Source organism: Aromatoleum sp. (genome assembly GCF_032027225.1).
Classification (GTDB): domain Bacteria; phylum Pseudomonadota; class Gammaproteobacteria; order Burkholderiales; family Rhodocyclaceae; genus Aromatoleum.
This window is the reverse complement of record NZ_JAVSMM010000006.1, coordinates 192,372-219,025: the sequence shown is the minus strand read 5'-3', so window position 1 is coordinate 219,025 and position 26,654 is coordinate 192,372. Positions and strand designations below refer to the sequence as shown.

At 68.1% G+C, this 26,654-nt stretch carries 21 protein-coding genes and 1 riboswitch; of the genes, 10 read left to right on the top strand and 11 right to left on the bottom strand.

Features of this window, described 5'->3' with window-relative positions; genetic code table 11:
- Positions 1-97: 97 nt before the first annotated feature.
- Positions 98-2,842 (bottom strand): type VI secretion system Vgr family protein, encoded by a 2,745-nt coding sequence (locus ROZ37_RS09515; RefSeq protein WP_312659090.1) that lies wholly within the window; start codon positions 2,840-2,842, stop codon positions 98-100.
- A gap of 193 nt (positions 2,843-3,035) precedes the next feature.
- A riboswitch (S-adenosyl-L-homocysteine riboswitch) is annotated at positions 3,036-3,107 on the top strand.
- 83 nt (positions 3,108-3,190) lie between these two features.
- On the opposite strand from ROZ37_RS09515, the gene metH reads away from it, so the two are divergent.
- The 3 genes from metH (at position 3,191) to ROZ37_RS09500 (ending at position 8,548) form a co-directional block, all read left to right on the top strand.
- Positions 3,191-6,937: a methionine synthase gene (metH, locus tag ROZ37_RS09510; RefSeq protein WP_312659089.1), complete on the top strand. Its 3,747-nt coding sequence runs from the start codon at positions 3,191-3,193 to the stop codon at positions 6,935-6,937.
- A 128-nt stretch (positions 6,938-7,065) separates the two neighbouring features.
- Complete coding sequence (locus ROZ37_RS09505) at positions 7,066-7,527, top strand: hypothetical protein (protein WP_312659088.1); 462 nt, start codon at positions 7,066-7,068, stop codon at positions 7,525-7,527.
- A 97-nt stretch (positions 7,528-7,624) separates the two neighbouring features.
- A complete protein-coding gene (locus tag ROZ37_RS09500; RefSeq protein ID WP_312659087.1) occupies positions 7,625-8,548 on the top strand; it encodes a VTT domain-containing protein in 924 nt (307 codons plus the stop codon).
- 10 nt (positions 8,549-8,558) lie between these two features.
- On the opposite strand, the gene ROZ37_RS09495 is transcribed toward ROZ37_RS09500, so the two are convergent.
- The 4 genes from ROZ37_RS09495 to ROZ37_RS09480 form a co-directional block, all read right to left on the bottom strand.
- Complete coding sequence (locus ROZ37_RS09495; RefSeq protein ID WP_312659086.1) at positions 8,559-9,500, bottom strand: ribose-phosphate pyrophosphokinase; 942 nt, start codon at positions 9,498-9,500, stop codon at positions 8,559-8,561.
- 312 nt (positions 9,501-9,812) lie between these two features.
- Positions 9,813-11,033 (bottom strand): DUF1343 domain-containing protein, encoded by a 1,221-nt coding sequence (locus tag ROZ37_RS09490; protein ID WP_312659085.1) that lies wholly within the window; start codon positions 11,031-11,033, stop codon positions 9,813-9,815.
- Positions 11,030-11,608, bottom strand: a complete 579-nt coding sequence (locus ROZ37_RS09485) for a DOMON-like domain-containing protein (RefSeq protein WP_312659084.1) — start codon at positions 11,606-11,608, stop codon at positions 11,030-11,032. The genes ROZ37_RS09490 and ROZ37_RS09485 overlap by 4 nt, the downstream gene beginning before the upstream one ends.
- A complete protein-coding gene (locus tag ROZ37_RS09480; protein WP_312659083.1) occupies positions 11,608-13,650 on the bottom strand; it encodes a TonB-dependent receptor domain-containing protein in 2,043 nt (680 codons plus the stop codon). Before ROZ37_RS09480 ends, ROZ37_RS09485 begins: the two co-directional genes overlap by 1 nt.
- A gap of 394 nt (positions 13,651-14,044) precedes the next feature.
- On the opposite strand from ROZ37_RS09480, the gene ROZ37_RS09475 reads away from it, so the two are divergent.
- Both ROZ37_RS09475 and ROZ37_RS09470 read left to right on the top strand, forming a co-directional pair.
- Positions 14,045-14,266: a glycine zipper 2TM domain-containing protein gene (locus ROZ37_RS09475; RefSeq protein ID WP_312659082.1), complete on the top strand. Its 222-nt coding sequence runs from the start codon at positions 14,045-14,047 to the stop codon at positions 14,264-14,266.
- A gap of 107 nt (positions 14,267-14,373) precedes the next feature.
- Entirely contained in the window at positions 14,374-15,138 is a 765-nt protein-coding gene (locus tag ROZ37_RS09470; RefSeq protein WP_312659081.1) for a TerC family protein, read from the top strand.
- Positions 15,139-15,237: 99 nt separating this feature from the next.
- Here ROZ37_RS09470 and ROZ37_RS09465 read toward each other — a convergent pair whose 3' ends face one another.
- Positions 15,238-15,489: a hypothetical protein gene (locus ROZ37_RS09465; protein ID WP_312659080.1), complete on the bottom strand. Its 252-nt coding sequence runs from the start codon at positions 15,487-15,489 to the stop codon at positions 15,238-15,240.
- A 163-nt stretch (positions 15,490-15,652) separates the two neighbouring features.
- Here ROZ37_RS09465 and ROZ37_RS09460 point away from each other — a divergent pair, with 163 nt between their 5' ends.
- Positions 15,653-17,305, top strand: a complete 1,653-nt coding sequence (locus ROZ37_RS09460) for a peptide chain release factor 3 (protein WP_312659079.1) — start codon at positions 15,653-15,655, stop codon at positions 17,303-17,305.
- A gap of 206 nt (positions 17,306-17,511) precedes the next feature.
- Here ROZ37_RS09460 and ROZ37_RS09455 read toward each other — a convergent pair whose 3' ends face one another.
- Positions 17,512-18,150 carry an N-acetylmuramoyl-L-alanine amidase gene (locus ROZ37_RS09455; RefSeq protein ID WP_312659078.1) on the bottom strand — a complete coding sequence of 213 codons (639 nt, stop codon included), beginning with the start codon at positions 18,148-18,150 and terminating at the stop codon, positions 17,512-17,514.
- A gap of 467 nt (positions 18,151-18,617) precedes the next feature.
- On the opposite strand from ROZ37_RS09455, the gene ROZ37_RS09450 reads away from it, so the two are divergent.
- Positions 18,618-19,559, top strand: coding sequence for a glyoxylate/hydroxypyruvate reductase A (locus ROZ37_RS09450; RefSeq protein WP_312659076.1), 942 nt, complete (start codon positions 18,618-18,620; stop codon positions 19,557-19,559).
- Between the two features lie 49 nt (positions 19,560-19,608).
- Here ROZ37_RS09450 and ROZ37_RS09445 read toward each other — a convergent pair whose 3' ends face one another.
- The 4 genes from ROZ37_RS09445 to paaN form a co-directional block, all read right to left on the bottom strand.
- Entirely contained in the window at positions 19,609-19,935 is a 327-nt protein-coding gene (locus ROZ37_RS09445) for a cupin domain-containing protein (RefSeq protein ID WP_312659096.1), read from the bottom strand.
- A gap of 34 nt (positions 19,936-19,969) precedes the next feature.
- Positions 19,970-20,578 (bottom strand): phenylacetic acid degradation protein PaaY, encoded by a 609-nt coding sequence (gene paaY / locus ROZ37_RS09440; protein WP_312659075.1) that lies wholly within the window; start codon positions 20,576-20,578, stop codon positions 19,970-19,972.
- 22 nt (positions 20,579-20,600) lie between these two features.
- Positions 20,601-21,890 (bottom strand): diguanylate cyclase, encoded by a 1,290-nt coding sequence (locus ROZ37_RS09435; RefSeq protein WP_312659074.1) that lies wholly within the window; start codon positions 21,888-21,890, stop codon positions 20,601-20,603.
- Between the two features lie 82 nt (positions 21,891-21,972).
- Entirely contained in the window at positions 21,973-23,637 is a 1,665-nt protein-coding gene (gene paaN, locus ROZ37_RS09430) for a phenylacetic acid degradation protein PaaN (protein WP_312659073.1), read from the bottom strand.
- A 243-nt stretch (positions 23,638-23,880) separates the two neighbouring features.
- Here paaN and paaG point away from each other — a divergent pair, with 243 nt between their 5' ends.
- From paaG to paaK, 3 genes are all read left to right on the top strand, one after another.
- Positions 23,881-24,699, top strand: a complete 819-nt coding sequence (gene paaG / locus ROZ37_RS09425) for a 2-(1,2-epoxy-1,2-dihydrophenyl)acetyl-CoA isomerase PaaG (RefSeq protein ID WP_312659072.1) — start codon at positions 23,881-23,883, stop codon at positions 24,697-24,699.
- Between the two features lie 42 nt (positions 24,700-24,741).
- The gene (gene paaI, locus ROZ37_RS09420; protein ID WP_312659071.1) at positions 24,742-25,206 is read left to right on the top strand and encodes a hydroxyphenylacetyl-CoA thioesterase PaaI; all 465 of its coding nucleotides are present in this window, start codon (positions 24,742-24,744) and stop codon (positions 25,204-25,206) included.
- Positions 25,207-25,318: 112 nt separating this feature from the next.
- A complete protein-coding gene (paaK, locus tag ROZ37_RS09415; protein ID WP_312659070.1) occupies positions 25,319-26,641 on the top strand; it encodes a phenylacetate--CoA ligase PaaK in 1,323 nt (440 codons plus the stop codon).
- The last annotated feature ends 13 nt before the right edge of the window (positions 26,642-26,654 follow it).

Genomic DNA, 26,654 nt, shown 5'->3' with positions numbered 1-26,654 from the left:
CCGGCAGCGCGAGCGGCGCAGCCGCCTCGTGGCAGTCCTTCGCCGGCTGCAGCAGCGCCTGGGCTTGGGCAAGGGGTCGGGAGAAGGTCATTGGCGTTCAGGCCTCGCGCGGCAAGCCGAATTCGACTCGGGCGATGTCGAAGCGGTCGCTCTCCAGCAGTTCGGTCTCGCCGGCGGCGTTCGTCGTGCCTTCCCGGAGGCTGCCGTCGGCGAGTGTGATCCGGTAAGGGAGGTTGGCCAGCGGACCTCCGTCGGTCGGGCGGATCAGCCGGAACTTGCGGCCGAGCTCGCCTTCCCCGAAGCGCGACAGGTCGGTGCCGATCGATCCCGCCCCCTCGAAGCTGTGCGTCGCGGCTTTCACGCTGAAACGGCCCGGGCAGATCAATTCGATGTCGGCGCCCTTGAGCCGCAGGCCCGCGCCGCCTTCGACGGCGAGCAGGATTTCGTCGTGCGCGAACGCGAGAGTCTTGCCGCGACTTGCGGTCAGCTTGATGTTGTCGCTCGCGGCGATCTCGGTGTCGCCATGCTGACTCTGCAACTGGAGCTTGTCGTGATGCGCGATCGCCTTGAGACCGTCCGCGTGGGAGAAGAGCGAAATCCCGCGGCCCGCGTTCAGGTTGAAGCGCTGGCCCGCGGTGAGCTGCAGATGCTGCTGCGCGACCTGATCGAGGTTCTTGCCGGCGTAGCTGAGTGACGATTCCGGCGTCGTGAAGGAGAGGCCGGCCGGCGCGCTGACTCCGATCACCGGTGCGCCGCCCGCCTGCGCCGTGCCGGACGCGGTGTTGCTGCCGTGCTCCCAGTTGCGGAAGGCGTCCCGGAGTTCTGCCTGCGGCGCGCTGTCCACCGGCAGCGCCTGGTGCTCGGTGGCGTACCCCCCGAACTGCTTGAACAGATCGAGGCAGGTCTCCATCAGTGACAGCGTTTCGTCGCGCGAAAGCTGCGCGCCGGCGGCGTCGAGGCGGTGCCAGGCGGTCAGCAGCAGCCCCTTGGCCGCGCGCAGCGCGCCCGCTTCGTCGGTGCGCAGCTCGAAGCCTTCGCCGCGTGGCTCCGCGCGCCCGTTGCTGCGCGGGTGCACCAGATATCCCTGGTTGAGCTGGGTCTTGCCGTGTTCGGACGACAGCTTCGCGCGGATCTCGCCGGTCGTGTCGTCGAAGAGCAGTTCGTTGAAGCGCCGGCCCTTGTGTTCCTTCGATTTGTGCCCCGACAGCGTCTTGTTCGCAGGCAGCTCGCCGACCCCCGAAAACGTCGGCGGGCGATGGGTGCCGTTATGGACGATGCCGGTGACGAGCGGCCGGTCGATGTCGCCTTCGAGGAACGTGACCGCGCACTCCTGGCCCACGCGCGGAATGTATTGCGAGCCCCACTCGGCGCCCGCGCTCGGCACCGCGACGCGCACCCACGTCGACGAACGGTCGTCGAAATCCGCGCCGCCGGCCACGTGGTCCTCTTTGCGTTGCCAGTGGAACTGCACCTTGATGCGCCCGTGCTCGTCCGTGAAGATCTCTTCGTCGGCAGGGCCGACGACGATTGCGGTCGTCGCGGCGGGGGCGGTGGGTTTCTGGTGCCGCGTCTTCTCGTATTCCGGCACGACCGGAATGTGGCGACGCACGGCAGTGAGTGTGTTGCGGTACGGGGGGCTGTTTTCGGTAGTAGCACCGTCCGGGTCTGCCGCCGCGCGCAGGCGTTCGCGCTCCTCCGGCAGCAGGTTGTTGTGTGCCTTGAAAGTCAGGCCGGTGACGAGGAATTGCCGGTCCTCGAGATCGTCCTGGTCGTGCTCCGGATGGTCCTGCAGCTCGAACCAGGTGCCGACTTCGAGCGCGCGGGCGCTTCCGGCGCCGCGAAATGTCTTGTTCGCCAGATCGCGCGCCTGCTGCCGCAGGTGGGCGTAGTGCTCGATCTCGTCCCGGTTGCGCCCGTAGTACGGACCCTGCGGATCGTAGCTTTCGAGCGTGGCGGTGAGTTCGGCCCCGCCCTCGCCATGACTGATCCGCTGCTCACGGGAGCCGCGATAGACGTCGACGGTCTTGTAATCGTAGGAAGCGAGGCTCGACCGGCCGGCGGCGAGCTGGCGCATGCCCTCCCAACGGTCGATCGCGTCCTCGCTTTCGGTGCCATCGGTGCGGTGAAAGCGGATTGCGGCAGCGTGACCTTGCGGCGGCGTGTAACCCGCGTCGCACAGCACGAGCGTATGCAGCGGCACCTCGGTCCCGACCCCCGCCTGCACGGAGGTGCTGCTGTCGGGGCCGTGGATGTGGCGGTAGACGATCCCTTCCTCGAAGAGCAGGCGCTCGATGAATGCGAGGTCGCTCTCGCGGTATTGCAGGCAGTACGACCGCTTCGGGTAGCTCCGGTCGAGGCGGAGTTCGTAGTTGAAGCTCGCCGCGAGCACGGCGCTGGCCACGAGATGTTCGTCGAGGATCGACGCGACGATTTCCGGCACGCTCTTGTCGCTGAACGCACGGCTGTTGCTGCGGTGTGCGAGGGCGGCGAGCGCGGGTTCGATTTTGAGCTGATAGTGCCCGAATCCGCCGTCCGCCCCGAGCGCGCGGGCCTCGGTCACGAGGCCGGTCAGAAGCCGTACCCCGCCGTCGGCGAGCCGCAGCGCGACTTCGATCGGCTGACCGAACAGGCATTTCAGTTCGACGAACGCATCGGGACTGAGGCAGTCGAGTTCGTAACGGAAGCACGCCGAGAGCCGCTCTTCGCCGCGAATCGACAAGGGCAGCAGGAGGTCGGGGTCGACGCCGGCGGATTCGGCGAGGCGCAACTCGAGCAGCCGACGATCGTGGCCGAAGACTGCGGCACCCACGGTCCGCAGGTCGGCGAGGATGGAAGATCCCATGAAGAAAGCGCGCGAGGGAAGGAGGCGGCATTTTCAATACGACATAGACATATGTCAAACAGGATGTGCCGGAATGCGGCGCTTGCGCATGTTCATGCTGGTCGAATTGCGAGACCGTTGTGAGCCGGATCGCTGCCGCGCTGCGCGCGTCTTTCGCCTTGGCACGCCGCTACGGATTCCCTAGAATTGCCCTCTTGCCGAGGAGCGCTGCGACCCGATGAATTGCGGGCCAGGCTCGGCAACCGAACAACGGCGCTCGCAAACCACCCCGGGGGTTTGCCGCGCCGTTCGCTTTTGCGCGCTCTTGCGGCCTCCTCCGGTGCCTGAACCGAACGACCGAGGTAGACCATGCAAGCCGACCGCAGCCAAGAAATTCGCGACCTTCTCGCCCGCCGCATCCTGATTCTCGACGGCGCGATGGGGACGATGATCCAGCAGCACCAGCTGACCGAGTCGGACTACCGCGGCGAGCGCTTCAAGGCGCATCCGAAGGACCTCAAGGGCAACAACGACCTGCTGGTGCTGACGCGGCCCGCGATCGTCGCGGGCATTCACCGCGCCTATCTCGAAGCCGGCGCGGACATCATCGAGACCAATACCTTCAACGGCACGCGCGTGTCGCAGGCCGAGTACGGGCTCGCCGAGCTCGCGTACGAAATCAACGTCGAAGGCGCCCGCCTGGTGCGTGCGCTGTGCGACGAATACACCGCGAAGACCCCCGACAAGCCGCGCTTTTGCGCCGGCGTGCTCGGACCGACCTCGCGCACGCTGTCGATCTCGCCGGACGTGAACGACCCCGGCTTCCGCAACATCACGTTCGACGCGCTCGTCGACGACTACCACGATTCGGCGCGCGGGTTGCTCGACGGCGGCGCGGACCTGCTGCTGATCGAGACGATCTTCGACACGCTCAACGCGAAGGCCGCGGTGTTCGCGATCGAGAAGCTCTTCGGCGAGATCGGGCGGCGGGTTCCGGTGATGGTCTCCGGCACGATCACCGACGCGTCGGGCCGCACCTTGTCCGGCCAGACCGCGGAAGCCTTCTGGAACTCGCTCGCGCACGCGCAGCCGATCTCGTTTGGCCTGAACTGCGCGCTCGGCGCGAAGGAATTGCGTCAGTACGTCGAAGACCTGTCGCACGTCTGCGACACGAACGTCTCCGCACACCCGAACGCCGGCCTGCCGAACCCGCTGTCGCCGACCGGCTACGACGAGACCCCGGAAGCGCTCGCCGCCGCGATCCGCGAGTGGGCCCAAGCCGGCCTCGTCAACATCGTCGGCGGCTGCTGCGGCACGACGCCGGCACACATCGGCGCGATTGCGCAGGCGGTTGCCGACGTTGCGCCCCGGGCCGTGCCCGAAGTCGAGAAGAAGCTGCGCCTGTCGGGTCTCGAGCCCTTCAACGTCGGTGCCGACAGCCTGTTCGTAAACGTCGGCGAGCGCACCAACGTGACCGGCTCGAAGGCCTTCGCGCGGATGATCCTCGAGGGCCGCTTCGACGACGCGCTCGCGGTCGCGCGCCAGCAGGTCGATAACGGTGCGCAGGTCATCGACATCAACATGGACGAGGCGATGCTCGACTCGCAGGCCGCGATGGAGCGCTTCTGCAAGCTCATCGCGTCCGAGCCGGACATCTCGCGCGTGCCGATCATGCTCGATTCGTCGAAGTGGAGCGTCATCGAGGCGGGCCTCAAGTGCATCCAGGGCAAGGGCGTCGTCAATTCGATCTCGATGAAGGAAGGCGAAGCCGAGTTCCTGCGCCAGGCGCGGCTGTGCCGGCAGTACGGCGCGGCGGTGATCGTGATGGCGTTCGACGAGCAGGGCCAGGCAGACACCTACGCGCGCAAGACCGAGATCTGCAAGCGCGCCTACGACCTGCTTACCGGCATCGGCTTTCCGCCCGAGGACATCATCTTCGACCCGAACATCTTCGCGATCGCGACCGGCATCGAGGAGCACGACAACTACGCGGTCGATTTCATCAACGCGATTGCGTGGATCCGGCAGAACCTGCCTTTCGCGAAGACCTCCGGCGGCGTGTCGAACGTCAGTTTCAGCTTCCGTGGCAACGATCCGGTGCGCGAAGCGATCCACACCGTGTTCCTGTACCACGCGATCCGTTCCGGGCTGTCGATGGGCATCGTCAACGCCGGCCAGCTCGGCGTCTATGACGAGCTCGATCCGGCGCTGCGCGAAAAGGTCGAGGACGTGGTGCTGAACCGCAGGCCGGGTGCCGGCGAGGTGCTTGTCGAAGCGGCGCAGAGCGTCAAGGAAGGCTCTTCGAAGAGCGCCGGACCGGATCTCGCGTGGCGCGCGCTGCCGGTCGAGGAACGGCTGTCGCATGCGCTCGTGAAAGGCATCACCGACTTCGTCGTCGCCGATACCGAGGAAGTGCGGGCGCGGCTCGAAGCCGAGGGCAGGCCGCCGCTCGCGGTCATCGAAGGACCGCTGATGGCCGGCATGAACGTCGTCGGCGACCTCTTCGGCGCGGGCAAGATGTTCTTGCCGCAGGTCGTCAAATCCGCGCGCGTGATGAAGCAGGCGGTCGCGCACCTGATCCCGTTCATCGAGGCCGAGAAGCTGCGCACCGGCGCGACGTCGAAAGGCCGCATCGTCGTCGCGACGGTGAAGGGCGACGTGCACGACATCGGCAAGAACATCGTCGGCGTCGTGCTCGGCTGCAACGGCTACGAAGTCATCGACCTCGGCGTGATGGTGCCGGCCGAGAAGATCCTCAACGCCGCGCGCGAGCACGGCGCGCAGGCGATCGGTCTGTCCGGCCTGATCACGCCGTCGCTCGAAGAGATGAGCCACGTCGCGGCCGAGATGCAGCGCCAGGGCTTCGCCGGCGAGGCGCCGCTGCCGCTTTTGATCGGCGGCGCGACGACGAGCCGCGCGCACACCGCGATCAAGATCGCGCCGCACTACACCGGCCCGGTCGTCTATGTACCGGACGCGTCGCGTGCGGTCGGCGTCGTCACCGCGCTGCTGTCCGAAGGCGGTGCAGAGGCATTCAAGGCGCAGCTCGCCGCGGATTACGACAAGATCCGCGCGCAGCACGCGAACAAGAAGGGGGTGCAGCTCGTGAGCCTCGAAGTGGCGCGCGCGAATGCGTTCCGCACCGATTGGACCGCCGACCCGGTCGCCGCGTGCAGCAACAGTCACCAGGCCGGGTACCGGCCCTATGTGCCGTCGAAGCCGAACGTCCTCGGTGTGCACGCGCTCGACGTGCGGCTCGCCGATCTCGTCCCGTTCATCGACTGGGGCCCGTTCTTCCAGACCTGGGATCTCGCCGGCAGCTATCCCAAGATCCTCGACGACGAGATCGTCGGCGAAGCCGCGCGCAACGTGTTCGCGGACGGCAAGAGGATGCTCGCGCAGATCGTCGCCGACGGCTGGCTCGAAGCCCGCGCGGTGTTCGGGCTCTTCCCGGCGAACAGCATCGGCGACGACATCGCGTTCTACGGTGACGAGACGCGCTCGGCAGCGCTGATGGTTTGGCACGGCCTGCGCCAGCAGCACGAGCGGCCGAGCGGCAAACCGCACTATTGCCTCGCGGATTTCGTCGCGCCGAAGGATTCTGGCGTCTCCGACTATGCGGGCGCGTTCGCCGTCACGGCCGGCCTGGGCATCGAGAGGAAGCTCGCGCAGTTCCAGGACGCGCACGACGACTATCACGCGATCATGCTGAAGAGCCTCGCCGACCGCCTCGCCGAAGCCTGCGCGGAGTGGTTGCATGCGCGCGTGCGGAAGGAGTTCTGGGGCTACGCCGCCGACGAGGCGCTCGACAACGACGCGCTGATCCGAGAGACCTACCGCGGCATCCGCCCCGCGCCGGGCTACCCCGCGTGCCCGGATCACACCGCGAAAGGCGGGCTCTTCGAACTCCTCGACGCGCCCCGCAACGCCGGCATGACGCTGACCGAGTCGTTCGCGATGGCGCCCGCGGCGGCGGTCAGCGGCTTCTACCTCGCGCATCCCGACGCACGCTATTTCGCGATCCCGAAGATCGGCCGCGACCAGCTCGAGGATTGGGCGGCACGGACCGGCAGGACCGTCGACGAGGCGGCGCGCTGGCTCGCGCCGCTGCAGTGATCGCCGGATGAGGCAGGCGGACCGCTTACGCCTTCTTACCCAACCCGGGGTATCCGCGCGCTACGCTCCGATCGCGAGACTCCGGCGGCGGCAAAGCCTTCGGGGCCGGAACGAACAGGAGTTGCGTGATGAGTCGAAGAAGAACAACTGCGAAACCGTGTAGCCCGGTCGGGCGCTCGCTGCTCGTCGCCGCGGCCGTGTCGGCTGCGGCCGTCTGCGCGCCGGCCGGGGCCGTGGAAATTCGCGGCAACGGGGGCGCGGTCGGGGAATTCGATCACCGCGCCGCGCCGGCAGAGGGATTCGAAAGCCGCTCGGCCGCAACCGACCCGCTCGGCCGCCGCTCGCCCGCGGCGGACGCGGCCCATGAAGCCGGCGCCCGCGCGCGCGACTTCGGCGCCGAAGTCGGCGAGACGGGCAGGGAGATCGGCCACGGCGCGGCACAGGCCGGACGGACGGTCGGGCGATCGGTGCGCGACGCGGCGGTCGTGAGCTGGTACCACGTGCGCGAAGCGGGCGTCACCGTCGGCCGCACGGTCCGCGACGGAAGCAAGGCCTTCGTGCGCGGACTGAAGGGCGAGCCGGAACGCTGAGCCGGCGTTACCGCCGCTGCGCGGAGCCACGATTTTCGCGAGAGAATCGTGGCTCTGCTCATTTGGGGCTCCCGGCGGCGACGTGCGGGGCGGGAAGATGGATCTCAGCCAGATCGCCGAATCGATCCAGCGTGATGCGGTATCGGTCGTGTTCGTCAACGTGCTGTTGCAACAGGTGGGCCTGCCGGTGCCGGCCGTGCCGACGCTGCTCGTCGCCGGCAGCCTCGCGGCGGGTTTCGGCCAGGTGGGCGCGATGCTCGCCGCGGCGGTGCTTGCGTCGGTCGTTGCGGACTGGCTGTGGTACCTCTCCGGACGCCAGTTCGGCTATCGCGTGCTGTCCAGCCTGTGCCGGCTGTCGATCAATCCGGCGTCCTGCGTGACCCAGACCGAGGCGCGCTTCATGCGCTGGGGCCTGTGGTCGCTGGTCGTCGCGAAGTTCGTACCGGGCTTTTCGACCGTAGCGCCGCCGATCGCCGGCTCGCTGCGCATGCCGCTGCCCGGTTTCCTGCTGGCGGCGGGCGCCGGTGCCGCGCTGTGGGCGGGCGGGGCGATCCTCGCGGGCTGGTGGTTGCGCGACGAGTTGCAGGAGGCGCTTGCAGTGATGAGCCGTCAGGGCACGACGGTGATCGTCGTCGTCGCGGGGGCAGTCGCGGGCTGGCTGGCGTGGAAGCTGTGGCAGCGCTACCGCTTCGAGAAGCTCGCCGCCATCCCGCATGTCACGCCGCTGGAGTTGATGGAAGCGCTGGCGTCCGAGACGCCGCCGCTGCTGCTCGACCTGCGCAGTGCGGCGATGGTTGCCGAGACGGGCCCGATCGCCGGGGCGCGCGCGGCGGACGTCGAAAAGCTGTTGGACGCAGTGGGCGACTGGCCGCACGAGCGGCCCGTCGTGACGATGTGCGCATGCCCTGCGGATGCGACTGCGGTGCGTGCCGCGCGCGTGTTGAACGAGCTCGGATTTGTCGCCGTACGCCCGCTCAAGGGCGGCTACGACGCCTGGATCGCCGCGAACCGCCCGATCTGAGCGGGGACCGCTACTCGAACAGCGCGCCGACGCTCTCGCCCGAGTGGATGCGCTCGATCGTGGCGGCGAACAGCGGGGCGACGGTCAGCTGCGTGATCTTCGGCAGGTGCTTGCGCGGCGGCATATGGACGGTGTTCGTGACGACGATCGATTCGATCGGCGCATCGCGCAGCCGGTCGATCGCGGGGCCGCACAGCACCCCGTGCGCGGCGCCGGCGTGGATCGAGCGCACGCCGGCTGCGCGCAGCGTGTCGATCGTCGCGAGCAGCGTGCCGCCGGTCGAGATTTCGTCCTCGAAGATCACCGCGTCGCGCCCGGCGACTTCGCCGACGACGCGGCCCTGCTTGACGTCGGTGTCGCTGACGCGGCGCTTGTCGATGATCGCCATCGGGATGCCGAGGCGCTCGGAGAAGCGCCCGACGCGTTTCGCGCCGCCTGCGTCGGTCGCGACGGCGACCATCCGCGACAGGTCGTGTTTCTGCCGGAAATGCTCGGCGATCGTCGGGACCGCGGTCAGGTGGTCGACCGGGATGCTGAAGAAGCCATGCACCTGGTCGGCGTGCAGGTCCATCGTCAGCACGCGGTTCGCCCCGGCGGTCGCGAGCATGTCGGCGATCAGCCGGCCGGTGATCGAGATCCGCGGCGCGTCCTTCTTGTCCGAGCGCGCGTACGAGTAGTACGGGATCACCGCGGTGACGCGCCGGGCCGAGGCGCTTCTCAAAGCGTCGAGCGTGATCAGCAACTCCATGATGTGTTCGCTGACCGGCTCGGTGAAGGACTGGATCACGAACACGTCGCGCTCGCGCACGTTGTCGAGCACCTGCACGCGCAGGTTGTCGTTGGAGAAGCGCGAGATGTCGAGGGGACTGAGCCGCATGCCGAGCCGCCCGCAGATTTCCTCGGCGAGCGGGCGATTCGAGTTGCAGGCGAAGATACGGAGGGCGTCGTTCATCGCGTTTGCTCCTGTCGCGTCGGTCGAAGGGATCGCCGGTGATAACGCAGGGCCTTCGTCGGGGGAAGTCTGCGTCCATCGCCGACCGGTCCGGGGCCTCGATGACGGTAGTTCGCGTCAGCGCGATCGGTCATGGAGGGAGGGATCCGCTATTCGCGCCGAGGCGCGTCCGGGTAGAGTCCGGCGCCGATTGTAGGCCTTTCCGTTATCGCCGCAACAACCGGTAACGATGCAGCCGGCCGCGGTAGGCGATCGCGCGTCATGCCTGGAGTGCCTGCCGCGCCGCCGCGTCCTCGCCGCCGCGCGAAGTGCTCAGCGGTACAGCAGGAAAGGTTCGCGCTCCTGCAGCCACGCGGTTTCGTCCGGCTGCGTGAGCGCGTCGAGGTCGGCCGGCGTTGCGGCCGGATTGTCGACCCATTCCCGCAGCAGCTCGCTGCCGTTGATCAGGTCGATCGCGAGACGGTCGTGCTCGTACTCGTACGCGAAGTCGCGCCACAGCGGGTAATCGGGCCGCAGCAGGCGCAGCGCCTTGAACGCGAGCGCCTGCAGCCGCCACGGCCGGAACGCGGCGTGCCCGTAATGCGCCGGGTCCTCGACGTGGATCTGCAGGCCGCTGCACAGCTTGCCGGCGTGCTTGTGGAAGGTCGGCTCGAACCAGCATTCGCGCAGCACGCAGCCGCCCAGCCAGTCGGGCGCGAGCGCACGCATCGCGGCAAGCAGCGCGTGTGCGTCGAGATCCGGCGCGCCGAAAAGTTCGAGCGGGCGCGTCGTACCGCGGCCTTCAGACAGCGTCGTGCCCTCGAGCATCACGGTGCCGGCATAGGCGCGCGCCATCGACAGGTTCGGCGCGTTCGGGCTCGGGTTGATCCAGCTGCGCTCGCCGAGCGGCCAGCCGTAGCCCGGCGCGGCCTCCGGTTCCCAGCCTTGCATCGCGATGACTTCGCAATCGACATCGAGCTTCAGGGTCGCGATGAACCAGCGTGCGAGCTCGCCCATCGTCAGGCCATGGCGCATTGGCAACGGGCCGGCGCCGACGAAGCTCTCCCAGCCGGGCCGCAGGCGCAGTCCTTCAATCGGGCGCCCGGCGGGGTTCGGGCGGTCGAGCACCCACACCGCCTTGCCGTGTGCGGCGGCGGCTTCGAGCACGTAGCGCAGCGTCGTGATGAAAGTGTAGATGCGGCAGCCGAGGTCCTGCAGATCGACGAGCAGCACGTCGAAGCTGTCCATCATCGCGTCGGTCGGCCGGCGTACGTCGCCGTACAGGCTGAACACCGGGACGCCGTGGACGGGGTCGTCGAAGTCCGGCGACTCGACCATGTTGTCCTGCTTGTCGCCGCGCAGCCCATGCTGCGGGCCGAAAGCCGCGGTGAGCCGCAGGTCGGGCAGCGCCGCGAGCGCGTCGAGCGAATGCACGAGGCCGCGGGTCACCGAGGCCGGGTGGGCGAGCAGCGCGACGCGGCGTCCGGCGAGCGGGCGGCGCAGCGCGGCATCGTCGAGCAGGCGGTCGAGGCCGAACTGGATAGCGGCGGTCATGATTTCCTCGCGGCCGAAGGGTGGAAGGTTCCGTTGCCGGGCGCCAGCACGAAAGCGTCGCGGTCGTGAAAATCCGGGCGCGCACCGGGGTGGTGCAGCGCCCAGTACGAAAGGCTGCCATCGTTGGTCTCGATGACGGCGGTCAGGCCGATTCGCAGCGCGGGATTCGTCACGGGCGGCAGGCGGCGGGCGGGCACGAAGGCTTCGACTTCGAGCCACGCCGCCCCGGATGTCGTCGCGATGCGCGGCGGTTCGACGTCGGCGGCAAGCTCCTGCGCGGTGTCGCGTTCGCGGTAGCCGCGGAAGTCATAGGCGGCCCATTCGCCCGATGGCGAGAAGTTGAATTCGCGGTAGCGCGCGGTGCCGGCGTCGCCGACGAAGAGTTCGAAGCAGGTGTGCGCCCACAGTCCGTCCCTCGCCGTGCGCGGCTGCCGCGCGGGAATGCGCAGGCGGGCGACTTCGCCTTCGACCCGGTAGCGGAGCGCGAATCCGTCCGCCGCCTCCGTCGCGACCGACGCGAGCACGCGCAAGGCGGGCGCGGGCGCCGACGGGTGCGGGTGCAGGACGTGGGCCATCAGTCGAGCGCGACCGACGCGGTGAAGTAAACCGAGCGCGTCGCCAAGTTCGCCGGATGCTCCCGGTGCGCGGGCAGCGCCTGCTCGGTGCGGTCGGCGATCTCCTGGTGCTCGTCGCCAAGGTTGAGCGCGGTGATGGCGAAGGTCAGCGGAGTGCCGCCGAGGCGGGTTGCGTAGCGGATGCTCACATCGACGGTCGTATACGGCCGCGCGACGTAGCGGAAGCTGGGTACGTAGCCGTCTCCGCCGGCGAGCGGGCCGCTGCGCAGGACGCTCAGCATGCTCGTCCAGCCGCCGCCGTAGTCCTGCAGCCAGCTGACGCTCGCCGTGTAGGGCGCGCTGCGGTCGCCGATGTCCCGCTCGCCGGAGCGACGGTCGATCAGGCTGTGCGCGATGCGCAACTCCGTGCCGGGGCGGGGGCGCGTGATGAGCTGGTACTCGATGCCGCGCAAAGTCAACGGGCGGTCGAGATTTTCGTAGCGGGTCGAGCCGAGGCCCAATTGACCCGGGGGGCAGCGGCTCGGCGAAAGGAGCGGCGCCGGATCCGGGTCCGCTTGCGGCACGCGCACGATGAAGTCGCGGATGTCCTCGTTGAACGCCCGCACGTCGAGCGTGGTGCTCCAGGTTTCGAAGCGTCCGAAGTAGCCGAGCTCGACCGCGTCGATGCGCGTCTGCCGCAGGTCCGGATTCGGCAGGAACGGGCGCACGAGAACCGCGCCGCTCGCGGGGTCCGTGGCGCGGATATCGCCGAAGAGTTCGAACGGAATGCGCTGTCGCCATGCGCGCGAATACCCGAGGCGCAGCGTGTCGTCCGGCGTCGCCTGCCAGTTCGCGAACGCACGCGGGCTGAAACGGCCCGGTTCGCCCGAGTACTTTTCGTGCGCGCCGCCGAGGTTCAGCGTCAGCGGCGCGAGCACGCGCCATTCGACGTTACCGAACAGCCGGTAGAGATATTGCGGATGCGGATTCCCGGAGAAGACCAGGAAGGGCGAGTCGACGCGATCGCGCCGCGCTTCGCCGCCCCATACCAGCTGCAGCGTCGGCGATGGCGTGCTGCGGTGCTGCAGTTCGATGTCGTCGCGCTCGCTTTCGCGGCTGCGGTCGAGCGGCACCACTGGAAAGAGCGGAGGCGCGCTCGAGACCCATTCGTCGGTGATGCGCTCGTGGTTGCGGTAGTAGTTCACCAGCCACTCTTCGCCCGCGCCCGGACTATGCCGCCATTGCAGGTGCAAGGTGTGGGCGTCGGTGTCGGTGTCGCGCGGAGCGTTGTTGCCGAACATCGAGTCCGGATACCCCTCGCCGCGCCGCCCCGTCGTCGCGGCCGCGCGCAGTAGCAGCGAGTCCTGAGGCGAAGGCTGCCAGTCGCTGCGCACGCTCGCCTTCGCGATGCGGCGGCGGTCGTTGAGATCGTCGAAGCCATCGTCCCGCTGGCTTGCCGCGCTGATCCGCAGCGACAGATTTTCACCGCCGCCGCTCCAACTCGCGACCGCGTCGCGCACGCCGGAAGTCCCCGTGCGTACGAGCGCGCTCTCCCGCGCGCCTGCGCTGCTGTGGCGCGTGATGATGTTGATGACGCCGAGGAAGGCGTTCGCGCCGAAGCTGCTCGCGTTGGTGCCGCGGACGATCTCGATGCGGTCGATCTCGTCGAGCGTCAGCGGCAGCGCGCTCCAGTCGACGCCGCCGAACGCGCTCGCGGTGATCACCGAGCGGCCGTCGATCAAGACCTGCATCTCGGTCGGATTGTCGTTCGACAGGCCGTGATAGGTCACCCACTGCGCATGGCCACGCTCCTGCCCGACCTGCATGCCCGGGACGAGCCGGAACACGCGGGCGAGGTCGCGGTAGCCGGTCGCGAGGATCGTTTCGCGGTCGATCACCGTCACCGCGCCAGGCGCTTCGTGCAGCGGCTGCGGCAGGCGCGACGCGGTCAGCACCTGCGGCAGATCCTCGAAATACGGCAGTTCGCCGCCCGCTGCGCCCGCACAGGACACGGCGAGCGCGGCAAAAAGGCCGCCGAGGCTGCGAATCGGGCGAAAGTTCATCGGAATAACCTTCCCGTGAAGGCCGGTACTGGAAAACGCCGCGAAGGATAACCGTTCCCTACATCGAACGGGGTACTTCCGGCGCCCGCGCAATGCCGCCACGGTCCGCGCAGACGCCTTTGAGCGGAAGCGAACATCCGAGCGCCTACCGACGGCCTGCGCGGTCGCCGGGCGGCGCAGTGTAAGCAGGTGTGTAGAGGGCGCGCGGCCGGCTTCGGCACTTCCCCCGCAGGGACGTGGACAAACGCGCTTCCTCCGGCTCGCGATGCGACAAACTTCGTTACCTGTCCGGTGGGTGTCGTGGAACATCCTCCTCCTCGCCGCCGTCGGACTTCTGTGCCCGCGAATGTTCGCGTTCGCACGCGAGCGGTCTCCGGCGGGCGAGGAGGTCGTCATGAACATCAGGACTTGTATTTCGGCTCTCGTGCTGGCCGTCGCGGTCGGCGGTTGCGCGACCTGGGACGGGATGTCGTCGCGCGAAAAAAGTGCCGTGATCGGCGCCGGCGTCGGCGGGGCCGCAGGAGCGGTCGCCACCGATGGCGGCGTGCTCGGCACGGTCGGCGGTGCAGCAGTCGGCGGCGTCATCGGTGACCAGGTCGGCAAACGCCGACGCTGAATCGCGGTCGCGCCCGGTAATGAACCGCGGGCGCCCGGAAGGGGCCCGCGGTTCGGTTTTTTAGGGGCCCATGTTATATAGGCGGACCCTCATTTCTCGCGCACACCATGCTCGAATTCCTGACCGACCCGCAACTGATCGTCGCCTTCCTGACCTTGACCGCACTCGAGCTCGTGCTGGGGATCGACAACATCATCTTCATCTCGATCCTCGTGGACAAGCTGCCGCCCGAGCGGCGCCCGTTCGCCCGCCGGCTCGGCCTGTTTCTCGCGATGTTCATGCGACTTGCGCTGCTGTCGATCCTCGCGTGGCTTGCCGGGCTGAACACGACGCTGTTCGAACTCATGGGCGAGGAGTTTTCGGCGCGCGAGATCATCCTGCTGTTCGGCGGCCTGTTCCTCGTGTGGAAGAGCACCGGCGAAATCCACCAGCTGCTCGAAGGCGAGGAAGGCGAGGCGTCCTCGACCGTCAAGGCGACCTTCACCGCGGTGATCATGCAGATCGTCGTGATCGACCTCGTGTTCTCGCTGGATTCGATCATCACCGCGATCGGCATGGTCAATAACCTTGCGGTGATGGTCGCCGCGGTCGTCGCGTCGGTCGCGCTGATGATGGTCGCGTCGGCCCCGATCGGCGAGTTCGTGTCGCGTCACCCGACGGTCAAGATGCTCGCGCTGTCGTTCCTGATGGTCGTCGGCGTCGTGCTGATCGCCGAAGGCTTCGGCCACCACGTGCCGAAGGGCTACATCTACTTCGCGATGGCGTTCTCGGTCGTCGTCGAGATGCTCAACATCCGAATTCGCAAGCACGCCGCGAAGCCGGTCGGCCTGCACGAGGCCTACGTTCCGGAGAAAGCGTCCGGGCGGGGCTGATCGTGACGGCGCGTCCGGGCCCTCGCCCGGGCGCGCCGAGAGCGGCCCGGTCGGCATGGCAGCTCAACATTCGCCCGCCGTCGACGACCGTCTGACGGTCTATTTGCCGTCGCCGCCCTGTTCGCGTTCCTCGCGCGCGACCGCCGAGAGGTCGCGCAGGTACCACGCGGCGTACCCGAAGCCGGCCGCCGCGACCAGCGCGGTGAACACCAGCGTCCCTTCGAACGGCAAGCCGGCAGCGAGGTTCGCGAGCACGACGTAGCCGAGGTAGCCCGCCGCGACGAGGCCGCCGAGGATGCGGGTGAGGGCGAAGATCTTGCGCTGGCGCAGCGTGGGCGCGGTTTTCGGCATGATGGCGTGGTGTGGTTTCGGACGGCCCGCATCATCGCAGATTTTCCCGCGAGCGCCGCGGCCGCCCCGGATTCTCCCGCGGCCGCCCGGTAGTTAGTTGATAGAATTCGCCTTGCCCCGCCCTGCCGTTCGGCCCGGCGGCTTTGTTTTTTGCGATCCGACGATGTCCGACACTTCCCCCGACACCCCTTTCCCGCCCGAACTGCTGCGCGACGTCGAACGCCGCCGCACCTTCGGCATCATCTCCCACCCCGACGCCGGCAAGACGACGCTGACCGAAAAGCTGCTGCTGTTCGGCGGCGCGATCCAGCTCGCCGGCACGGTGAAGGCGAGGAAGAGCGCGCGGCACGCGACCTCCGACTGGATGGAAGTCGAGAAGCAGCGCGGCATCTCGGTGAGCAGCTCGGTGATGCAGTTCGACTACGCTGGGCACACCATCAACCTGCTCGACACGCCGGGCCACCAGGACTTCTCCGAAGACACTTACCGCGTACTGACCGCGGTCGACGCCGCGGTGATGGTCATCGACGCCGCGAAGGGCGTCGAGACGCAGACGATCAAGCTCCTCGAAGTGTGTCGGCTGCGCAATACGCCGATCATCACCTTCATCAATAAGATGGACCGCGAGGTGCGCGACCCCTTCGATCTGCTGTCCGAGATCGAGGAAGTGCTGAAGATCGACTGCGCGCCGATCACGTGGCCGATCGGCATGGGCAAGACCTTCCGCGGCGTCTATCACCTGCTCGAAGACCGCGTGCTGCGCTTCACGCCCGGCGAGGAGAAGCGCAGCGAGGCCGAAGTCATCTCCGGCGTCGCGAACGCGCAACTCGACGCGCTGTTCCCGCTCGAAGTCGGCAAGCTGCGCGACGACGTCGAACTGATCCAGGGCGCGTCACACCCGTTCTCGATCGGCGACTTCCTCGCCGGCCGCCAGACGCCGGTGTTCTTCGGCTCCGGCATCAACAACTTCGGCGTGCAGGAGATCCTGCAGGCGCTGCTCGACTGGGCGCCGCCGCCGCAGCCGCGAATCGCTGGCGTCAATGCGGCAGGGGTCAATGCGGCGGCGGACGAGCGCCTCGTGATGCCGGCCGAAGCGCCGTTCTCGGGTTTTGTGTTCAAGATCCAGGCCAACATGGATCCCAAGCACCGCGACCGCATCGCCTTCTTCCGCATCTGCTCCGGGCGCTACAGCTCGGGGATGAAGGTGAAGCACGTGCGCATGGGGCGCGAGATGAAGCTCGCGAATGCGCTGACCTTCATGGCGAACGAGCGCGTGCTGAAGGAAGACGGCGTCGCCGGCGACATCATCGGCATACACAACCACGGCCAGCTGCACATCGGCGACACGCTGACCGAAGGCGAGTCGCTCGGCTACAAGGGCATCCCGTATTTCTCGCCCGAACTCTTCAGTGCCGCGCGGCTGCGCGACCCGCTGAAGTCGAAGCAACTGCAGAAAGGCCTGCAGGAACTCGGCGAGGAAGGCGCGATTCAGGTGTTCGAGCAGGAAGGCGGCAACATGCTGCTCGGCGCGGTCGGCCAGCTGCAGTTCGAAGTCGTCGCGCAGCGCCTGAAGGACGAGTACAAGGTCGACGCGATCTTCGAATCCGCCGACATCCACACCGCCCGCTGGCTGACCTTCCCGGACGAGATCACGCGCCGCAACTTCGAGCGCGAGCAGGGGTTCCGCGTCGGCAAGGACGTCGACGGCAACCCGGTCTATCTCGCGACGAGCCGCTACAACCTCGAGGTGACGATGGAGAAGTGGCCGAAAGTCGGCTTCCACGCGACCCGGGAGCACGGGCAGAGACTCGTCTGAGCTTTCGCGGGAAGCACGCTCGGAGGCTCGTCCGTGCTTCCGTTGTTCGTAGGTGCCCCCCCTGGAAACCTTTGGAGCGTCGCAGCCGGAGGTGCGCTCCACGGGGCGCGCGCCGCTGTCCTCGTTGAGCGCGACCGGGCAGGTCCTTCTCGAATCCACGTGCGCGCTTGTCGTCCCCGCGGGTGCGCGGGGCGCTGCGCATCGCTTCAGCGGCCCGCCATCATGCACGCGGCGATGCCGGTCGCGATTTCGCCGGCCATCAGCGACTGCCGCTGCGGGTCGCGCAGTAACAGTTCCTCATCGCGGTGCTTGATCACGCCGGCTTCGAACAGCACCGCGGGCTGCAGCGCGCGGTACAGCACGACCAGATCGTCGTAATAGTGCACCGCGTGCCGGCGGTCGGCGTAGTCGCGGCGGCGGCCGTTCTTGTGCGTCGGCTCGAAGCCGGCGCGCTGCAAACGTGCGCCGATCGCGCTCGCGCACAATGCGCTGCGCTCGGGGTCCGAGTTGCGCCGTGACACGAACAGCGAATGGCCGGCCCAGCGGTCGCTGTAGCTTTCGGTCCGTCCGTCCCACTCCCAGAATTCGAGTTCCGACTCGCTGACCGAGTCGTGATGGATCGACAGGAAGAAATCCGCGTCGGGCACCTGCGCCGGCCGCTCGGCCAGCGACCCGATGCGACCGTCGAGATTGACGACGCGCGTCGTCACGCCGAGGCGCTCGAGCGCCGAAAGAACCCGCAACGCGAGGTCGCGGTTGAACTCGAACTCGGTCCGGCCGCGTGCGCTCCGCGCGCCGGAAGCCGCGAGGGTGTGGCCGACGTCGACGGCGACCGTCGGGGTCACGGTCGGAGGGGCCGCGGGGGCCGGCGCCGCAGCTGCGAACGCGATCGCTGCGGCCAGGCGAAGGGTGGCTCGCCCGAATCCGGTGAGACGAAGGGCCGTGCGCGCGCTACCGGCGGAACGCCGGGCGTCGATCATGTGGTTCGAACTGTCTTGCATCGCTTCGGATCGCCCTCGGGTTTCTTCCCGATCGAGATGTCGAACGTAGGTAAAGTTCGGCCGGCGCACCGAGCTGAGACGGGCGCGCCGGGTCGAACGCCTGGTCCGGCGATCGCCCGTCTCTGCAAACCGCCCGACAAATCGCGCACCCACCCAACCGTGCCCACGAAGCTGTGCCCACCAAACGCTCTCCGAACCCTGTTCACCAAACCTCCGCTCACCCGGTCCGCAAATCTTCCGCGTCCGCGAACGCTCTGCCACGCGCGAATTTGCCGCTAAGCTGAACGGACGGAATACAGGAGACGATCGGGATGGACATTCTCTTCTACATGCACGGCGAAGACCCCGAACCCTGGCGGGCGGAACTCGCTCGCCGGCTGCCGGACGCGCGATGCCGCGTCTGGCAGGCGGGCGACGACGCGCCGGCCGACTACGTGCTGGCATGGCGACCGCCGGCGGAATTGCTGCGCGGGCGGCGCGGGCTGAAAGCGGTCTTCAATCTCGGCGCCGGCGTCGATGCCCTGCTCGCGCTGCTGCGCGACGACCCCGCCATGCTGGCGCCGGACGTGCCGGTGTTCAAGCTCGACGACGCGGGAATGAGCGAGCAGATGGTGCATTACGCCGCCTACGCGGTATTGCGCCACTTCCGCTCCTTCGACGAATACGCGCGCCAGCAGCAGCGGGCGGCATGGACGCAGCTGCCGACGCGGGAAGCCGCGCATTTTCCGGTCGGCGTGATGGGGCTGGGCGCGCTCGGTTCGGACGTTGCGCGGGCGCTCGTCGCGCTCGGTTTTCCGGTGCGCGGCTGGGCGCGCAGCGCGAAACATGTCGAAGGCGTGCGCTGCTTCGCCGGCGAGCGCGAATTCGACGGCTTCCTCGCGGGTCTGGAGGTCGTCGTGAATCTGCTGCCGCTGACCGCGGAAACGGAAGGCATCCTCGACCGCCGCCTGTTTGCCCGGCTCGCCCGCGGAGCGCGGATCGTCAACATCGCGCGCGGCGGCCATCTCGTCGAGGCCGACCTCCTCGCCGCGCTGGATGCCGGGCAGCTTTCCGGGGCGTCGCTGGACGCATTCCGCGACGAGCCGCTGCCGCCGGATCACCCGTTCTGGCACCACCCGCGCATCGACATCACGCCGCACATCGCGGCGCGGACGACGATTGCCGCCAGCATCGGCCAGATCGCCGAGAGGATTCGCAGCCTGGAACATGGAGAAGCAGTAGGCGGCAAGATCGATCTAGGCCGCGGCTACTAGCGAGGGGCCCGCTTCCGCGTCCGTTGAAGGCGGCGACGTGCAGGACAGCTCAGGGATTCGGCGACGCGTGCACCGCGAGCCACACGGTGTTCATCCCGGTCGACTCGACGCGATGCCGGCAGTGCGCGGGAATCGCGACCCAGTCGCCGCTGAGCATCGTGAGATGTCCGCCGTCGGCGAACGCGAGCACGGCTTCGCCCTGCACGACGACGACCCATTCGTCCTGCGGCTGGTCGTACCAGAAGCCTTCGGGGCTCGCGTGGCCGTGCGACACGATGCGCTCGATGCGCAGGCTCGGATTCGCGAACAGCGTGTCGAACGCTTCGGCGTCGCCGGCGGGCGGCAGGTCGTCGGTCAGGTTTCCGTGGTCGGGCATCATCGCGGCGCGGGGCGATTCGGGAGCGGGCCCTTCACGCGCCCCGTTTCAGAGCGACGAGCGGCACGATGCCCGCTGGCAGGTCGAAGCTCGGGCGGTTCGCCTCGATTTCGGTCAGCGGCTCGCAGCGCTTGAGCGTCGCGAGGCTGCGCTCCGTCAGCTCGTGGTAGCAACGTGTGCCGTCGACTTTCCATTCGAGCTCCTGCGCCGTTAGTTCGCGCACGAGTTTCGCGGGCATTCCGGCGACGAGCATCCGCGCCGGGATCTCCATGCCGGCCTTGACGAACGCGCACGCGGCGACGACCGCGGAGTCGCCGACGAGCGCGCTGTCCATCACCACCGCGTTCATGCCGACGAGCGCGTTGCGCCCGATGCGGCAGCCGTGCAGCACCGCGGCGTGGCCGATATGGCCGTCCTCGCCGACGACCGTGTCCATGTTCGGAAAGCCGTGCATCACGCAGTTGTCCTGCAGGTTCGAGCCCGCCTCGAGCACGATGCGGCCGAAGTCGCCGCGCAGGCTCGCGAGCGGCGCGACGTAGCAGCGCGGGCCGACGTGCACGTCGCCGATCAGCACCGCGTCCGGGTGCACGAAGGCGGTCGGATGGACGACGGGTCTCAGCCCGTCGATTTCGTAGCAGGACATGGGCGGGATCTCGTTCGGGGACTCAGGCGCGCACGACGAGGTTGCGGCCGTTCTGTTTCGCGCGGTAGAGCGCATGATCGGCACGGGTGATCAGGTCGTCGGCCTCCGGCGCGCTGCGCTGCAGGGTCGCGAGACCGAAGCTCGCCGTCACCTCGATCCGCTCGTCGCCCGGGCCGACGACCGGTTCGGCTGCGATCATCGCGCGCGTGCGCTCGGCCCAGATCGTCGCATTGTCGAGGGTCGTCTCGGGCAGGACGACGAGGAACTCCTCGCCCCCCCAGCGGCAGAAGACGTCGATCTCGCGCAGTCCCGCCGCGACTTTCTTCGCGACCGCCTGCAGCACCCGGTCGCCGCACGCGTGCCCGAAGCTGTCGTTGATCTGCTTGAAGCGGTCGAGGTCGAACAGCGCGACCGTCATCGCGTGGTTGAAGCGCAGGCTGCGGCTGATTTCGCTTTTCAGCGCCGAATCCGCGAGCCGGCGGTTGAAGATACCCGTCAGCGCGTCGTGCGTCGCGGCGCGCGACAACTCGTCGATCAGCCGCGCGCGCTCCGAGATGTCGCGGATCACTGCCGTCATCTCGATGTGGTTGCCGACACGGATCTTCGCGATCGAGACCTCGATCGGGAATTCGGTCCCGTCGGTCCGCAACCCGCGCACCGCGCTGCGCGACTCCATCGGGCGCGAACTCAGCGGCGAGTCGCGGAACGACGTCATGTATTCGGTGTGCTTGCCGTGGAACCGCGCCGGGATGAAGCGCGACAGCGGCGTACCGATGACGTCCTCGCCGGTGACGCCGAAAAGGTAGCGCGCCGCCTCGTTCATCAGCTTGATCGATTGCTGCTCATCGACGGTGATCACCGCGTCGTAACCGTTCTCGACGACCGCTTCGAAGCGCTGGCGCGCGACCTCGAGCTGCTGCTCGAGCAGCTTGCGTTCGGTGATTTCGATCAGCGTCGCGATGACGCGCTGCCGCTCGGCGGCCGCCGGCTTGAGCGGCGACGCGACGAGGCGCCACCAGCCGCTGGTGCCCGAGCGCTCGACGACGATCTCGATTTCCTGCGGCTCCTGCTGGGCGAGGCAGGCCGTGAGGCATTCCCGCAGCGCCTTCTCGATATAGCGGGGCAGGAACTCCGTCAGCGGGCGTTCGATGCAGACCGCCACCGCGCGGCCGCTGATTTCTTCGAACGCCGAGTTCGCGCTGATCAGGATGGCTTGCGAGGGCGAATCCAGTGGCATTTCGAAGATCGCGAAGGCCGCGCCGATCGTTTCGAGTGAGGTCGAGAGTGTGAGGTGAGTGCCGATATTGAGCATGCGTGTGTTCTGGGTTGCGCCGCGACGCGCGCAAATGAAAAAGGGGCGCGCGCGGCGCCCCGATCTCCCGGCCGAGCGCGAATCAGACGATGTGCTGACGACGCTGGACGACGCGGAAGCGGTTCGCGACGAACGCGCTGTCGCTGTAGCTCGCGTTCGCCGCCGGGTTCATGCCGACCCCATGATAGTCGGAGAAGGCTGCCGACTGGTTGACGAAGACAGCCCCGGTCAGGTTCATCGACAGCGCGACGCCGGCGCGCATCGTCGCTTCGGTCATCGCGTCGAGGACTTCAGGTTTAGTCGAATAGACGCCGACCGTGAGCGCTCCGTGGTCACGCACGATGCGTTCGGACAGCGCGACCGCGGCCTCGCCGTCGGCGACGCGAACGACGAACGAGATCGGTCCGAAGCGCTCGACCATGTACCGCTTCTCGTCGGCCGCGTCGCAGGTCAGTAGCACCGGCGTGTGGACTTCGGCATTCGGGAATTCCGGGTGGTCGAGTTTTTTCGACGCGAGCACGACGTCGCCGTATTCGCCGGCCTCGCGAATCCGCCCGAGCGTGTCCTCGGACTGGATCGCGCCGAGCACCGCGACCGCGACGGCCGGGTCGGCGAGCGTCTTCTCGACCGCGGCGGCGAGGTCGGCCGCGACTTCATCGAAGCTCTTGTGGCCCTGGTCGGTGTCGATGCCGCCCGCCGGCACGAGGATCGCCTGCGTCGTCGTGCACATCTGGCCGGAATACAGGCACAGCGTGAAGGCGAGGTTGCGCAGCATCGCCTTGTACTGGTCGGTCGACTCGACGACGACGTTGTTCACGCCGGCGAGTTCGGCGTACACCTGCGCCTGCCGCGCGTTGTCGATCAGCCACTGTCCGAACACGTTGCCGCCGGTGAAGTCGATCGACTTCACGCGCGGATCGAGCGCGAGCGCCTGCGTGTCCTCGCGCTTGGCGACGACCGCGAGGCTCACGAGGTTCGGGTCGAGGCCCTGTTCGGCGAGCACTTCGCGGATCACGCGCACGGTGATTGCTGCGGGCAGCACCGCGTTGCCGTGCGGCTTGACGATGACCGGGTTGCCGGTCGCGAGCGCGGCGAAGAGGCCCGGATAGGTGTTCCAGGTCGGGAAGGTGCCGCAGCCGATCACGAGCGCGACGCCGCGGCCGACGATCTCGAACTGCTTCTTCATCGCCAACGGGGGGTTCTTGCCTTGCGGCTTCTCCCACACCGCTTCGGCGGGCACGCGGCTCATCTCGTCCCATGCGTACGCCACCGCTTCGAGGCCGCGGTCCTGCGCGTGCGGGCCGCCGGCCTGGAACGCCATCATCCAGCCCTGGCCGGTCGTCAGCATCACGGCGTGCGCAATCTCGAAGCTGCGCCGGTTTAGCCGCTCGAGGATTTCGAGGCACACGCCGACCCGCCCTTGCGGCCCGATGCGTTGCCAGCCCGACTGCGCCGCGGCGGCCGCGGCGATGAGCGACGCCGGATCGCAGACGGGGTAGCGGACGCCGAGTTCGATGCCGTACGGCGATTGTTCGGGCGCGAGCCAGCCGCTCTGACCGGGCTGGTCGAGCGCGAATTCGTTGCCGAAGTACGCTTCAACGGCGCGTTTGCCATCTTCGGCGGCGGTCTCGCCGTAGACCTTCGGGCTCGGCATTTCCGGAAACGGCGTCCAGTAGCCGCGCGTGCGGATGGCGTGGACGGCGGCGTCGAGCGTTGCCTGGTGCTTTTCGAACAGCGGGTGCGTCATCGGGTTGTCTCCTCGCGTCGTGGTCGGGCAAGCCGCCGAGCCTCTGCGGGCGCTGCCGGCGGCGGTGTTCAGCTGAAACAAATCGTCAAGCAGAAATCAGTTGTTTTTTGATCTGGATCAAGATTACTATTGATTGACCGGTCGGTCAAATCAAGCTAAAACGTATAAGCCTTTCGACATCGCCACCGCGGCGGCGATCGGCGTCAGGACCGGCCGACCTGCACGACCAACAAGGAGACCTGAATGAGCAGCGAGCTTGACATGCAGGGCGAAACGGTCCGTCTGGACGTGGCTGACGGCGTCGCGACGCTGACGCTGAACCGGCCGGAGCGGCTCAACAGCTTCACGAAACAGATGCACGAGGAAGTGCGTGCGGCGCTCGCCGTCGTGAGGAAGGGGCGGGGGACAGGCGCGGTGCGCGTGCTGGTCCTCACCGGTGCGGGTCGCGGCTTCTGCGCCGGGCAGGACCTGTCCGACCGGGCCGTCGCTCCGGGCGAGGCGCCGGTCGATCTCGGCGAATCGGTCGAGAAGAACTACAAGCCGCTGGTGCTGGCGATCCGCAGTCTCGAGCTGCCGGTGATCGCGGCGGTCAACGGCGTCGCCGCCGGTGCGGGCGCGAGCCTCGCGCTCGCCTGCGACCTGGTCTTCGCCGCGCGTTCGGCGAGCTTCATCCAGTCCTTCAGCAAGCTCGGCGTCGTGCCCGACACCGGCGGCAGCTGGATCCTGCCGCGGCTCGTCGGTCCGGCGCGCGCGCTCGGCATGGCGCTGCTCGGCGAGAAGCTTCCCGCCGAGCAGGCCGAAGCCTGGGGCCTGATCTGGAAATGCGTCGATGACGAGGCGTTGATGCCGACGGTGCAGGGCGTCGCCGCGGCGCTCGCGGCCGGTCCGACCTTCGGCTACGCGAAGACGAAGCAGGCGATCTGGGCGAGCTCGACGAACGACTTCGAGGCGCAGCTCGACCTCGAGCGCGACCTGATGTCGGTGTGCGGCCGGTCGAACGACTACCGCGAAGGCGTCGCGGCGTTCATCGAGAAGCGCGCGCCGCGCTTCAAGGGGGACTGAGATGCGACCCATCGCAATGGATAGGCGCGCCGGAGGCCGGCGATGACCGAGGCCGCCTACCGAGACATGACGAACGGCCTCGACCCCCAGCGCCTCGCCGAACACGTGCGCGACGGCATGTCCGAGAACGACCGCACGGTGCGTTCGCTCGGCATCCGCTTCGACGCGGTGGCCCCCGGCTACGCGAAGCTGCGCATGACGGTGCGCGACGAAATGCTGAACGGCTTCGGCATCTGCCACGGCGGCTACATCACGGTACTCGCGGATTCGGCGTTCGCGTACGCGTGCAACAGCCACAACGAGCAGACCGTCGCATCGGGCCTCAGCGTCGACTTCATGGCGCCCGGACGTCCCGCCGACGTGCTGACGGCCGAGGCGAAGGAAGTGTTCGTCGCCGGGCGCACCGGCCTTTATGACGTGACCGTCGTCAATCAGCGCGAGGAACTCGTCGCGGTGATGCGCGGCAAGTCGTACCGGCTCAAGGGCCGCGCAGTGGTCGAACTGTGAAGTGAACCGATCCTGACGCGGATCGACGAGAGCGACGCCGCCTCCGGGCGGCAGGACTTCCGCTCCGGGACGAAATCCGCGCAGGGTGAGACAACGAGGTGGAGGAGACACCATGCCCGTCAAGAATCCGTCGCCCGGCGAACTCGAAGCGATCGAGACCGCCGGCCGTGACGAACTGCGCGCGCTGCAGCTCGAGCGGCTCAAATGGAGCCTGCAGCACGCGTACGAGAACGTCCCGCATTACCGCAAGGCCTTCGACGCGAAGGGCGTGCATCCGGAGGACCTGAAAACCCTCGCGGACCTCGCGAAGTTCCCCTTCACCGCCAAATCGGACCTGCGCGACAACTACCCGTTCGGGATGTTCGCGGTGCCGCGCCGGCAACTCGCGCGCGTGCACGCGTCGTCGGGCACGACCGGCAAGCCGACCGTCGTCGGCTACACGCTGAAGGACATCGACACGTGGGCCGGCCTCGTCGCGCGCTCGATCCGCGCCGCCGGCGGGCGGGCCGGCGACATGGTGCATATCGCGTACGGCTACGGTCTCTTCACCGGCGGACTCGGCGCGCATTACGGCGCCGAGCGGCTCGGCTGCACCGTCGTGCCGATGTCCGGCGGACAGACCGAGAAGCAGATCCAGCTGATCCAGGACTTCAAGCCCGACATCATCATGGTGACGCCGTCGTACATGCTGACGATCCTCGACGAGATGGAGCGCATGGGGATCGATCCGAAGGCGACGTCGCTGAAAGTCGGCATCTTCGGTGCCGAGCCCTGGACGCAGGGGATGCGCGAGGCGATGGAGGCGCGCGCCGGGCTCGAAGCGGTCGATATCTACGGCTTGTCCGAAGTGATGGGCCCCGGCGTCGCGAGCGAGTGCGTCGAGTCGAAGGACGGCCCGGTCGTCTGGGAAGACCACTTCTACCCCGAGATCATCGACCCGGTGACCGGCGAAGTGCTGCCCGACGGCGAGGAAGGCGAGCTCGTCTTCACGACGCTGACGAAGGAGGCGATGCCGGTCGTGCGTTACCGCACGCGCGACCTGACGCGGCTGTTGCCGCCGACTTCGCGCAGCATGCGGCGCATGGCGAAGATCACCGGACGCTCGGACGACATGCTGATCATCCGCGGCGTAAACCTCTTCCCGACGCAGATCGAGGAGCTGATCTGCCACATGCCGCAGCTCGCGCCGCAATACGTACTCGAGGTCGACAAGCAGGGCCACATGGACACGCTGACGGTGAAAGTCGAGCTCGACCCCGATGCGGTCGTCGGCCGCCACTCCGAGCAGAAGGAGGCGATCGGCGGCGAGCTCGCGCATCGCATCAAGACTTTCATCGGCGTGTCGGCGAAAGTCGTCGTTGGCGAGCCGTTCACGATCGAGCGCGTGACGGTCGGCAAGGCCCGGCGTGTCATCGACCGCCGGCCGAAAGAGTGAGAGACGAGGAGTC